This is a genomic window from Gallibacterium anatis DSM 16844 = F 149, from assembly GCF_000379785.1.
GTDB classification, from domain to species: domain Bacteria; phylum Pseudomonadota; class Gammaproteobacteria; order Enterobacterales; family Pasteurellaceae; genus Gallibacterium; species Gallibacterium anatis.
The window spans coordinates 1-11,163 of sequence record NZ_KB903736.1; the positions used below are offsets into that span (position 1 = coordinate 1).

The 11,163-nt window shown below is 39.5% G+C and carries 11 protein-coding genes and 1 riboswitch; of the genes, 3 read left to right on the forward strand and 8 right to left on the reverse strand.

The annotated features are described in order from the left end of the window. Positions 1-155 precede the first annotated feature (155 nt). Positions 156-1,418 (reverse strand): HlyC/CorC family transporter, encoded by a 1,263-nt coding sequence (locus A3EO_RS0110495; protein WP_013745369.1) that lies wholly within the window; start codon positions 1,416-1,418, stop codon positions 156-158. 74 nt (positions 1,419-1,492) lie between these two features. Next, a complete protein-coding gene (locus A3EO_RS0110500; RefSeq protein WP_018347110.1) occupies positions 1,493-2,296 on the reverse strand; it encodes a cytochrome C assembly family protein in 804 nt (267 codons plus the stop codon). A 187-nt stretch (positions 2,297-2,483) separates the two neighbouring features. Between A3EO_RS0110500 and ffh the strand changes: the two genes are divergently transcribed. After that, on the forward strand, positions 2,484-3,860 hold the full coding sequence (ffh, locus tag A3EO_RS0110505; RefSeq protein ID WP_018347111.1) for a signal recognition particle protein: 1,377 nt from the start codon (positions 2,484-2,486) through the stop codon (positions 3,858-3,860). Positions 3,861-3,996: 136 nt separating this feature from the next. Here ffh and A3EO_RS0110510 read toward each other — a convergent pair whose 3' ends face one another. From A3EO_RS0110510 to argA, 5 genes are all read right to left on the reverse strand, one after another. Then, positions 3,997-4,857, reverse strand: a complete 861-nt coding sequence (locus A3EO_RS0110510) for a phosphoribosylaminoimidazolesuccinocarboxamide synthase (protein WP_018347112.1) — start codon at positions 4,855-4,857, stop codon at positions 3,997-3,999. A gap of 82 nt (positions 4,858-4,939) precedes the next feature. After that, on the reverse strand, positions 4,940-5,551 hold the full coding sequence (locus A3EO_RS0110515; RefSeq protein ID WP_018347113.1) for a 7-carboxy-7-deazaguanine synthase QueE: 612 nt from the start codon (positions 5,549-5,551) through the stop codon (positions 4,940-4,942). Then, positions 5,551-5,979: a 6-carboxytetrahydropterin synthase QueD gene (queD, locus tag A3EO_RS0110520; protein ID WP_018347114.1), complete on the reverse strand. Its 429-nt coding sequence runs from the start codon at positions 5,977-5,979 to the stop codon at positions 5,551-5,553. The genes A3EO_RS0110515 and queD overlap by 1 nt, the downstream gene beginning before the upstream one ends. Beyond that, positions 5,963-6,637, reverse strand: coding sequence for a 7-cyano-7-deazaguanine synthase QueC (gene queC, locus A3EO_RS0110525; RefSeq protein WP_018347115.1), 675 nt, complete (start codon positions 6,635-6,637; stop codon positions 5,963-5,965). The genes queD and queC overlap by 17 nt, the downstream gene beginning before the upstream one ends. A 2-nt stretch (positions 6,638-6,639) precedes the next feature. Further along, a riboswitch (PreQ1 riboswitch) is annotated at positions 6,640-6,684 on the reverse strand. 101 nt (positions 6,685-6,785) lie between these two features. Then, positions 6,786-8,111 carry an amino-acid N-acetyltransferase gene (gene argA / locus A3EO_RS0110530; RefSeq protein WP_026211118.1) on the reverse strand — a complete coding sequence of 442 codons (1,326 nt, stop codon included), beginning with the start codon at positions 8,109-8,111 and terminating at the stop codon, positions 6,786-6,788. Between the two features lie 176 nt (positions 8,112-8,287). On the opposite strand from argA, the gene A3EO_RS0110535 reads away from it, so the two are divergent. After that, entirely contained in the window at positions 8,288-9,169 is an 882-nt protein-coding gene (locus A3EO_RS0110535; RefSeq protein ID WP_026211119.1) for a VirK/YbjX family protein, read from the forward strand. 142 nt (positions 9,170-9,311) lie between these two features. Then, positions 9,312-10,754, forward strand: a complete 1,443-nt coding sequence (locus tag A3EO_RS0110540) for an SLC13 family permease (RefSeq protein ID WP_018347118.1) — start codon at positions 9,312-9,314, stop codon at positions 10,752-10,754. A gap of 165 nt (positions 10,755-10,919) precedes the next feature. Here A3EO_RS0110540 and A3EO_RS0110545 read toward each other — a convergent pair. After that, positions 10,920-11,163: IS3 family transposase (locus tag A3EO_RS0110545; RefSeq protein ID WP_018347042.1), on the reverse strand; the 244-nt coding region annotated here is incomplete at its 5' end.

Sequence of the window (11,163 nt, forward strand, 5' to 3'; positions counted from 1 at the left end):
TTTCCTCGTGTTGAAAGTAGAAATCTACCACTTGTTGTTTAAATGTTTGGTTATATTTAGTCATAAAAAATCTGCACCTTTGTCTGTTGGATAATAAGTCCAACTTTTGGGGTGCAGATCATTAAAGAGTGGTGGTATTTTTATCTTCTAAACAATCAACTTAACTTTTTCACTTTAGCCTGTTTAATCATATTATCACTGACTTCCAGAATCTTAATTTTTAAATTACCGATTCGCCATTCTGTACCTTCTTGTGGAATATCTTCCAAATGTTCCAGAATAAAACCGTTGAAAGTTCTGGCTTCATCCGTGTCGAGATGCCAATTAAACATTTTATTTAAATCTCTGATATTAGCCGAGCCGTCAATAATGACCGTGCCGTCTGATTGTGGTTGTACTTCGTCTTCAATAGACGGCAAATTAGAGGTGGTAAATTCGCCGACAATCTCTTCTAAAATATCTTCCAACGTAACCAAGCCTTTAATATCGCCATACTCATCAACAACTAAACCGATACGCTCTTTATTATTTTTAAAATTTAATAATTGTGCATTTAAAGTCGTTCCTTCAGGAATAAAATAAATTTCATCGGCGGCGCGCATTAAGGTTTCTTTGGTAAATTCATTGGTATTGGTCATTAAACGATAGGCTTCACGAACACGTAAGATACCCAGTGCATTTTCATCCATATTTTCTTTGTATAAAACAATTCGGCTATGAGCAGCGTGATTTAATTGACGCATAATCGATTTCCAATCATCTTCAATATCAATACCGCTGATTTCATTTCGAGGCACCATAATATCTTCAACGGTGACCTTTTCCATATCTAAAATGGAAAGCAGCATCTGTTGGTGAGCGCGCGGAATAAATTTACCGGATTCGTTCACAATGCTGCGTAACTCTTCTGCACTGATGGAATGAGATTTGATGTCCGGTTTTAGCCCGATTAAACGCATTAAGCCGTTAGTAAAGAAGTTGATAAAATAGACTAACGGTAGGAAGATTTTGATCAGTACCGATAAAATATGACTGCTGAAAAAACCTATTTTTTCTGGATAAATCGCAGCAACGGTCTTAGGAAATATTTCAGAAAAGACTAACATTGCAAAAGTTAGCACACCGGTAGCTATTGCAACACCGGCATCACCGCCCAAGCGTAGACCGATCATTGTCGCTAGCGCGGAAGCCATAATATTGACTAGGTTATTAAAAATTAAGATAAAACTAAGCAGAATATCGGTTTTCTTTAGTAATTTTTCTGCTTTTTGAGCACCACGATTACCTTTATCCGCTAAATAGCGTACGCGGTAACGATTTAATGAAAGCAAGCCGGTTTCCGAACTTGAAAAATAAGCTGAAAGAATAAGTAACAAAATTAACAGAATAAATAATGTACTTATGGGGATACTGTCCAAAATAAAATCCTATATTAAATCAATCATCCGGCGTATTTATATTATGTTATGGAAATACGCCACCTAAATCTCATTTACATCACAATCAAACGACTGCCGAAATAAGCGAAAGTGAGCAAAATCATACCTGAAATCGTGTAAATGATCACTCTTTTTCCACGCCAATGTAATTTGTAATGACCGAATAATAAAATGGCAAAAATAATCCAAGCGATGAAAGAGAAAACTGCTTTTTGGATTTGATCAGCCGAGAAGAAGTTTGGCAGATAAATGCTACCGCTGATTAAGGTGATAGTCAGTAATGCTTCCCCTAAAATCAGCAGTTGAAACAGCTGTTTTTCCACCTTCATCAGTGAGGGGATCATTGGTGAAAAGGTCATTTTTTTCTGTTTCAAGTTGCGATCTAACCAACCAAGTTGCAATGCATATAATGTGCTGATGGCAAAGACGATATAACTGAAAAGTGCCAAAGCAATATGAAACAATAACCCATTGTTTTCGCTTAAATGTTTGATGAAACTGCCCGGAAAAAATGTGGTTCCGACAATATTGATTACGGAAAAACAGTATACGATAGGCAGCACAAACCAGAATGTATTGGTGCGCAGCATTGCCAATGTTGCCACCAGACTGACTAAAACGGAAATTAATGAGGAAACATTGAATAGGGTAAAGTTCTGACCGCCGGCAACGAAGAAACTGTTCATTAATCCGATCAAATGCAACACGATTGCCAATATCGCACTATGAAAAACCCACTGTTTTCCTGAACGGGTAATATTGTTAGTTTCTCCCTGTTGGACTTTCATTAGTACCGGGGTAATTAATAAGATACTGCTTAAATAAGCAACGATAGCGAACACGCCGATCCACAACATAATTTTTGCTCTCTAAAAAAACATAAGCCTTAAAAAGTTAGCAGTTTTCTATGAATTTTTCCACAGGATTATGTGCAAATGGTGAAAACAGGCAAATTTTCGGTATAATGCCCACTGTTTTTATCTATTTTTCGAGTGTTTTTTAGATTGTCATTGTCAACACTCCGTTTCAGAATCAGGATTTCCTATGTTTGAGAATTTATCAGATCGTCTGTCAAGAACATTGCGTAACATTAGCGGCAAAGGTCGTTTAACCGAAGATAATATCAAAGAAACCTTACGCGAAGTACGAATGGCTTTGTTGGAAGCCGATGTGGCGTTGCCGGTCGTTCGAGAATTTATTAATCAAGTTAAAGAACGTGCTTTAGGTGTTGAAGTAAATAAAAGCCTGACCCCGGGGCAAGAATTTATCAAAATTGTTCAAGCAGAGCTTGAAAAGGCAATGGGTGAAGCCAATGAAACGCTTAACCTTGCAACACAACCGCCGGCTGTGATTTTAATGGCTGGTTTGCAAGGGGCTGGTAAAACAACCAGTGTCGCTAAATTGGCTAAATTTTTGCAACAGCGTCATAAAAAGAAAGTGATGGTGGTTTCTGCCGACGTTTACCGCCCAGCGGCGATTAAACAGTTGGAAACATTGGCACAGAGTGTTAATGCAACGTTTTATCCGTCTGATGCTTCGCAAAAGCCGGTAGAGATTGTCAAGTCAGCTTTGGCGGAAGCGAAATTAAAGTTTTTTGATGTATTGATTGTCGATACTGCCGGTCGTTTGCACGTTGATGAAGAGATGATGAATGAAATTAAACAGATCCATCAAGTGCTTAACCCGATTGAAACCTTGTTTACCGTTGATGCAATGACCGGGCAGGATGCCGCCAATACAGCTAAAGCGTTTAATGAAGCCTTGCCTTTGACCGGTGTGATTCTAACCAAAGTGGATGGAGATGCGCGTGGTGGTGCGGCGTTATCTATTCGTCAAATTACCGGTAAACCGATTAAATTCCTCGGTATGGGGGAAAAAACTGATGCTTTGGAGCCATTTTATCCGGAACGAATTGCCTCTCGTATTCTTGGTATGGGCGATGTGCTTTCTTTGATCGAAGATTTACAACGTAATGTCGATCAGGAAAAAGCCGAAAAAATGGCACAGAAATTTAAAAAAGGGGATGATTTCACCTTAGAAGATTTCCGTGAACAACTGCTCGAAATGAAAAAAATGGGCGGGATGATGTCAATGCTGGATAAATTACCGGGAATGCAGAATTTACCTGATCACGTGAAAAATCAAGTAGATGACAAAATGTTCCAACGAATGGAAGCAATGATCAATTCGATGACATTTAAAGAACGTCAAAATCCGGCCATTATTAAAGGCTCACGTAAACGTCGCATTGCTGCCGGTTCAGGCACACAGGTGCAGGATTTGAACCGTATGCTGAAACAGTTTGAAGAAATGCAAAAAATGATGAAAAAAATGCGGAAAGGTGGGATGGCGAAAATGATGCGCGGAATGCAAGGCTTAATGGGCGGTCTTGGCGGAATGGGCGGATTGTTCAGACGTTAAGTTAAAGTGAGCCACTGCAAAAGTGAAAAAGCAGAGCGGATGAAAGATGATGTAGGAGAACAGAAATAGTCATCCGCGCTTATAAAAATCTGCATTTTATTGATTTAAAATGCAGATTTTTTTATGAAGAACGCTATTATTTTGTCAACAGATCAAATGCTTCCTGATATTTTGCCACAGTTTGATCAATAATCTCTTGAGGCACTTTCGGAGCAGGCGGTTGTTTGTTCCAACCACTGTTTTCCAACCAGTTACGGATAAACTGCTTATCGAAAGATGGTGGATTAATGCCTTCTTGATAGCTGTCAACTGACCAGAAACGGCTTGAGTCCGGTGTCAACACTTCATCCATTAGCGTCAATACGCCGTTTTCATCCAAACCGAATTCAAATTTAGTATCGCAAATAATAATGCCTTTGGTTAAAGCATATTGCGCAGCAGTGGTGTAGAGTGCAATCGCTTTTTCTTTCACTTGTGCTGCTAAATCTTTGCCGATAAGTTTTTCACATTCCGCATAGCTGATATTGATGTCGTGATTACCGATCTCTTCTTTGCTTGATGGGGTAAAAATCGGTTCCGGCAATTTGCTGGCTTCGACCAAGCCTTTCGGCAACGCTAAACCACAGATAGAACCTGTTTTTTGATAATCTTTCAAACCGCTGCCGGTTAAGTAACCGCGCACGATAGACTCAATTTTGATTGGGGTTAAACGTTTACAAACAACCGCGCGTTTTTCGATTGCTTTTGCTTCCGCTTCCGGTAAAACATCGTACACAGTATCGCCGGTGAAATGATTCGGCATAATGTGGGAAAGTTTGTTAAACCAGAAATTTGAGATTTGAGTGAGGATTTCCCCTTTACGAGGAATTGGATCATCAAGAATAACATCAAATGCGGAAAGACGGTCGGAAGCAACCATCAACATTCTTTTGTCATCAATTTCATAGAGATCACGAACTTTACCGGAGTAGATTTTTTTTAGGCTGATTGTTTGCATAATTAAGATACCTGTCGTAACAAAAAACTGAGCCGAATTATACGCTTATTTATGCAAACTTTCACGCAATCGATTGCTTATTTTATTCAATGCCAACCAATTTATGTGTTTGAATACTAAGCTGCCATTTAATCTCGGCATTTTCGTTAAGTTGCCCAAGTTTCCTGATGGTATCGAGCAGATTCATCTCGCCTTGTTGTTCGCAAGGTGAGAGAAAATAATGTTTTGCCTCAATTTTTTTCGCAATTTCTCGACAAAAAGAGAGAATATTTTCATCATCATTGACAATACGAACCTCATCGGCGTGGGTAATACAACGTTGTTGATATTTATGCCGATACAGCCGTTTCGGGCTGGTGGCAATATAATCAATTTGCGGCGGAACCGGTTTTAAGCCATTGGTTTCGATCGCGATAAAATAACCTAACGTTTTGAAATAGCTTAATAATTTTTCTAAATTCGGTTGAATGGTAGGTTCGCCGCCGGTAATGATGATATTTTTTGCGCTAAAAGCCGTAACTTGATCGGCAATTTGTTGCAATGTCATCAATGAAAAGGTCTGATAATCCGTGTCGCACCACGGACAGGCTAAATTACACTTGCCGAAACGGATAAAAACGGCAGGCATCCCGGTATTAAAGCCTTCTCCTTGAAGGCTTTCAAAAATTTCAACAATAGCATATTCAGTTTGCATTACGCTTCACCATATTCTGCAAAGGAGGTGGGCGTTTCCCATAAACGAACGGAATGCAGATGAAAACCGACATTTTCCTGTAAGCGTTGAAAAATAAATTGTGCTAAATTTTCAGCGGTGGAACGCACCGGTAAAGCGAAAGTTTTTGAGTTAAGTTGTTGTAATAGCTGAGCTATTTTAGTTTCTCGTTCACTGCTTTGATCATAAATAAAAGCGTGATCCATCGGTGAAATAATCAGCTCATTGACTGCACGTTTTAAATCGGCAAAATCAATCACCATCCCTTTTTTAGCACCATTATTCTCAGTTTCCCCACTGACGATAACTTGTAATTTATAGGTATGTCCGTGAAGATTTTGGCATTTGCCGTCGTGACCGTCTAATAAATGCGCCATATCAAAACTGAATTCTTTAGCGACTTTCAACATTTTTTGCCTCTTTCCCCGCTAAATATTCGTTTAAGCCTTTTTCTCGTAATAAGCAGCTTGGACAGTGGTGGCAGCCGCCTTCGACACCTTCGTAACAAGTGTGCGTGTGTTGCATCACATATTCCAATCTGCCTAATTGATCCACTAAAGCCCACGTTTCTTTTTTAGTCAGCCACATTAATGGCGTAATAATGTTGAAACGGTAGTCCATTGCTAAATTGAGGGTCACATTCATTGACTTAATAAAAACATCACGACAATCGGGATAACCGCTAAAATCGGTTTCGCATACGCCGGTAATAATATCGCTAATCCCTTGACCTTTGGCATAGATTGCCGCATAGAGCAGAAACAGCGCATTACGACCATCGACAAAAGTATTGGGTAATTCACCCTGTTTTTGCTGGATGGTTTCGTTGTTATCCATCAACGCATTGTGAGTAATGGACTGCATTAAAGAGAGATCGAGAATGGTCTGTTTCACGCCGAGATCATTGGCTATCCAGCACGATTTGTCCAATTCAATGCTATGACGTTGACCGTAGTGAAAAGTAATGGCTTCGACATTGCCGTTGCCGTAAGTTTGCAGTGCTTGTAGTAAACAAGTGGTGGAGTCTTGACCGCCGGAAAAAATGACGATCGCTTTTTTGTTTTGCATAAATATTCCTAGTTTTTTTGCGTGGGAGGTTTGCGAACCACGGTGAATCAAGGCGGATATTATAGGAAAAAATCGAGGAGATGCGAGATTATTTTAAATTTTGTAGAGAAAATAGCCTATTTGCAGAGAAATAGGCTATTTGAGTCAATTACTCTTCTTCTAAAGGTTGAATTAAAATTTTAGAGCGGCGTTGATAATTATATTTTTCACGTTTTTCTTGCGGTAAATCTTCAATGCTAGCGATTTCAAAACCACGTTCTTGGAACCAATGTACGGTGCGAGTGGTGAGAACAAACAGCTTTTTGATGCCGAGGGCAATCGCGCGTTTTTGAATATGACTTAATAAAATATCGCCACGCGAAGAGTTACGATAATCCGGATGGACGGCAACACAAGCCATTTCCGCCATTTTTTCCTCAAAATAAGGATTTAATGCCGCACAAGCAATAATCACGCCATCACGATCAATAATCGTGTAGTGATCGATCTCCATTTCCAACTGTTCGCGTGAACGTTTGACCAAAATACCTTGTTGTTCGAGCGGATGAATTAAGGCCAATAAACTTGGAATATCCTTAATATTGGCAATCCGCACAATTTCTGAACTTTCTAACGAGATTTGTGTTCCGATACCGTCACGAGAGAAGAGCTCCTGTAACAAAGAACCATCTTCGAGATAGCTCAATAAATGCGCACGTTTCACGCCGTTACGGCAGGCTTCCAAGGCGGTTTGTAGAAAACGAGCCTCCGAACTGTGATAAGCATCTTTCGCAATGAATTGACGTAAATGCTCTTCTGCAGAAAGTAGAGTGAGATCGGCGATAACTTGCTGATTTTCATCGATAATGCCTTGTTTTTCGCAAAAACCGATCACTTTTTCCGCTTTCAGTTTGATCGCAATTTGTGCTGCCAACTCCTCAAACGCCAAATTAAAGGTTTCGCCGGTTACAGAAACGCCGATAGGGCTAATTACCACAATCGCATTTCGTTCTAATTGTTGCTTGATCCCTTCACTGTCAATTTTCCGTACTTTGCCGCTTAATTGATAGTCCACGCCATCATCAACGCCGATTGGTTGTGCAATAACAAAATTACCGCTGACTACATTCGGCACGCCGTTATGCGTAATATTGTTCATTCGCAATGAAAGACGAGCGGTAATATCGAATTGCAAACTGCCGACCACCTGTTTAACTAAATGCAACGTTTGCGGATCAGTTACGCGGATATTTTTGTGATAACGCTCGGCAATATGCGCTTCTGCTAAAGCATCATTAATCTGTTTTCTTGCACCAAAGACGATCACTAATTTTATACCTAAACTATGCAATAAACTGATGTCGTCAATAATGTTGCTGAAATTTGGGCTGGAAGTGGTGTTGCCGTCAAGCATAATCACGAAAGTTTTATCCCTATGCGCTGTAACATAAGGTGTGGATTGACGGAACCATTGAACAAGTTCTGTGCTGCGAATCATATTAACTTCCTATTTTTTGAATAATTATGTAATAAAAGTGATTTTATATGCAATTCTTATCGGCTTGCAAGGTAATTTTTTAACTTGTTTGCAAATTAGCGTAATACAATTTTACTCTTGTGGAGGAGTTGCATAGAATAACGCCCAATTTAATGATGAATGAAAAAGAAATTATGACAGAACAACAACGATTTACACATTTTCCGACTGTGCGTGAAATGTATCCTTGGGGGCAGGAACAACGTTTTTTAAAGCAGATTCGCCATATTTTACGCTATTTTTTACGTCGCACTTTGACTTATCGTCAAGGAAATCAGCTGATTCAATTTTTGAATCAACATCCGCTTTGGTTGCCGATTTTCCAACGGCAGAAACACCGTTTTCATAGTGTAATGTTTCATTATTGTGATAAGCGTTTTTCGGCACAACAGCGAGTGCAACAAATTGAGTACAGCTTGTTGCAAATGGAGCGTTTATTAGGAGAGGAACGTTGTCGACAACTGATTGCGAACAATTCAATTAAATTAGCGGATCTAGAAAACGGCTTAGGGTTATACCTCAATTTAAATCAAATTGATTTTTATGAAGGCTATTTTTCCATCAATATTCAGGATGGCACCGAGCAACGTTATTATGATGCCTCATTTGCTTTTATTGAAAATAATCAAATGCTTATCGCCAGTATTCAAGGTCCGAGAGGTGAAAATGCGGCTGAAATTGTTAAATCTTTAACTAAACAGTTGCACGGTATGCGCCCGATGTTTTTATTGGTGGAGTGTTTTAAATGGTTGGCGCAACATTGGCAAATGCAGCTGGTCGGTATTCCTCATCATTATCAAACCAAAATTCGCCTGCACGGCAGCAAAAAAATTTATATGAATTATGATGAATTTTGGCAAGAAAACGGTGCGCAACGTGGTGATAAATATTGGCAATTACCGTTGCAAGTTGAGCAACGTCCGCTGGAAGAAATTCAGAGTAAAAAACGGTCGATGTATCGGAAACGTTACCAATTATTCGAGCAGATTGAACAAGGAATCAGAACGAATTGTTAACTGTTTCAGAATAATGAAAAAATTGTTAATAATTCCAACAATTTAGCGTTGAAAAATGTGATGTAGGGCAGAGTTATCTGCCCTTTTTTCTACTATAATAATCAGCTGAAGTTATTATTTGTTGTTTGGGGTAAGCGTTGTTATGTCTGATTCGATTTACACATCACTAAAAAATTTCACTAAGCATCCGATTGCTGAAGTGAGGAAAAGCAAAGTCGGTTTATTTATTTTTTCACTGTTTTTTGGTTGGGCGATGATGAACTGGTTGAGTGATCCGGTTTTCACGCAAACACAAAATTATGTACTGTTTCTTATCTTTTTTGCGATCTCGCTGTGGGTAACCGAGGCGATACCACCGTTTTCAGTCGGCATTTTGATTATCGGTTTTCTGGTGTTAATTATGGGGCGAAGTGATGCAGAAAATGCGATGCAGTATCTGCAAACTTGGTCAGATAGCGTTATTTGGCTCTTTTTAGGCGGTTTTTTCTTAGCGGAAGCAATGAAAAAAACAGAGTTGGATATTCTGTTGTTAAAACGAATGTTGCCGAAATTCGGTAAAAATCCACAAAATATCTTGCTTGGTTTGATGGCATTAACTGCGGTGATGTCAATGTTGATGAGTAACACCGCCACCACAGCAATGATGATTGCGACCGTCAGCCCGCTCTTTGTGACTTTGGATAAAAAAGCCAATATTTCTCGTGCCTTGTTGTTGGGTATTCCGGCGGCGGCTTCGATTGGCGGTATGGCGACGATTATCGGTTCAGCACCGAATGCGATTGCTGTCGGCGCATTGGAAAATATCGGTTATCACATCTCTTTTCTTGAATGGATGCTTATGGGAACACCGGTTGCCGTTGTGCTGATTTTAGTTTTTTGGCGAGTATTAATTAAACGTTATCGCATTAGTGCCAAAGAAAAATTAGAATTCCAATTTCTTCAGGAAGCTAAAGAAATTGAAAATCCTGAAGATGAAAAAGAGCATCGTACACAAAAAACAATCGTGTTGGTGATTTTGGCGATTACACTGTTTTTCTGGTTGACAGCAAAATGGTTCGGAATGCCGATCGCTGCTGCTTCAGGTATTCCTATCGTTGGTTTAACAATGCTTGGCGTGCTTGATTCGGATGATGTGCGTAAATTGCCGTGGGATACCTTAATGTTAGTTGCCGGTGGTCTAGCATTAGGTTTGGCTATTGAAGAACAAAAAATTGCGACGCATTTTGTCAATCAATTAAGCCACGTCCATATCAGTTTTATGATGTTGTTGATTTTATTTGCATTTATTACAGTAGTGTTATCTAACTTTATGAGTAACACGGCTGCCACCACGATTTTAATTCCGGTCGGATTATCATTATTAAAAGTCTTCTCCGGCGATGTTTCTCCGGCAATTTTGCCGTTAGTCATTGGGTTAAGCGCATCGTGTGCGTTATTTTTACCTGTTTCAACTCCACCAAATGCAATCGCATTCAGTACCGGTTTAATTCGTCAGTCAGAATTCCGCTTAGGCGGTATTGTCGTTGGTCTGCTCGGCCCGGCACTCAGTATTATTTGGGTAATGGTGATAATGGCGATGTATTAGTAAATGAAGGAAACGCCCGAACATTTCGGGCGTTTTTATGCTTGCCAATAAACCCGTTCACCGAATGTTTCTGTGAAAAAATCCAATACTTTGCGGATAGTGAGCGAATGATGACGCATATTGGGGTAGAACATTGCAATGATCTGACCCCGAAAAGTTAGACTGTTATTTTAAGGACTGAATTCTGTATTGAACAGGGCTCAGTCCATTTAATTTTAATTGTATTCTTTCCTCATTGTAATAACGAACATATTCTTTGATAACAGATTCAAGTTCTTCAATGCTGTCGAAAGTTTTGCCATAAAAACATTCCACTTTCATCCGACCAAAGAAACTCTCCATCGCGGCATTATCTAAACAATTGCCTTTCCTTGACATACTCTGCACAATATTGTGCTCAGCTAATAAC

Excerpts from the sequence above, each read along its gene's own strand:
- queD (WP_018347114.1), bottom strand. The coding sequence starts at position 5,979 with ATGTTGAAAGTCGCTAAAGAATTCAGTTTTGATATGGCGCATTTATTA.
- A3EO_RS0110510 (WP_018347112.1), bottom strand. The coding sequence starts at position 4,857 with ATGCAAACAATCAGCCTAAAAAAAATCTACTCCGGTAAAGTTCGTGAT.
- A3EO_RS0110540 (WP_018347118.1), top strand. The coding sequence starts at position 9,312 with ATGTCTGATTCGATTTACACATCACTAAAAAATTTCACTAAGCATCCG.
- queC (WP_018347115.1), bottom strand. The coding sequence starts at position 6,637 with ATGCAAAACAAAAAAGCGATCGTCATTTTTTCCGGCGGTCAAGACTCC.
- A3EO_RS0110515 (WP_018347113.1), bottom strand. The coding sequence starts at position 5,551 with ATGCAAACTGAATATGCTATTGTTGAAATTTTTGAAAGCCTTCAAGGA.
- A3EO_RS0110500 (WP_018347110.1), bottom strand. The coding sequence starts at position 2,296 with ATGTTGTGGATCGGCGTGTTCGCTATCGTTGCTTATTTAAGCAGTATC.
- ffh (WP_018347111.1), top strand. The coding sequence starts at position 2,484 with ATGTTTGAGAATTTATCAGATCGTCTGTCAAGAACATTGCGTAACATT.
- A3EO_RS0110535 (WP_026211119.1), top strand. The coding sequence starts at position 8,288 with ATGACAGAACAACAACGATTTACACATTTTCCGACTGTGCGTGAAATG.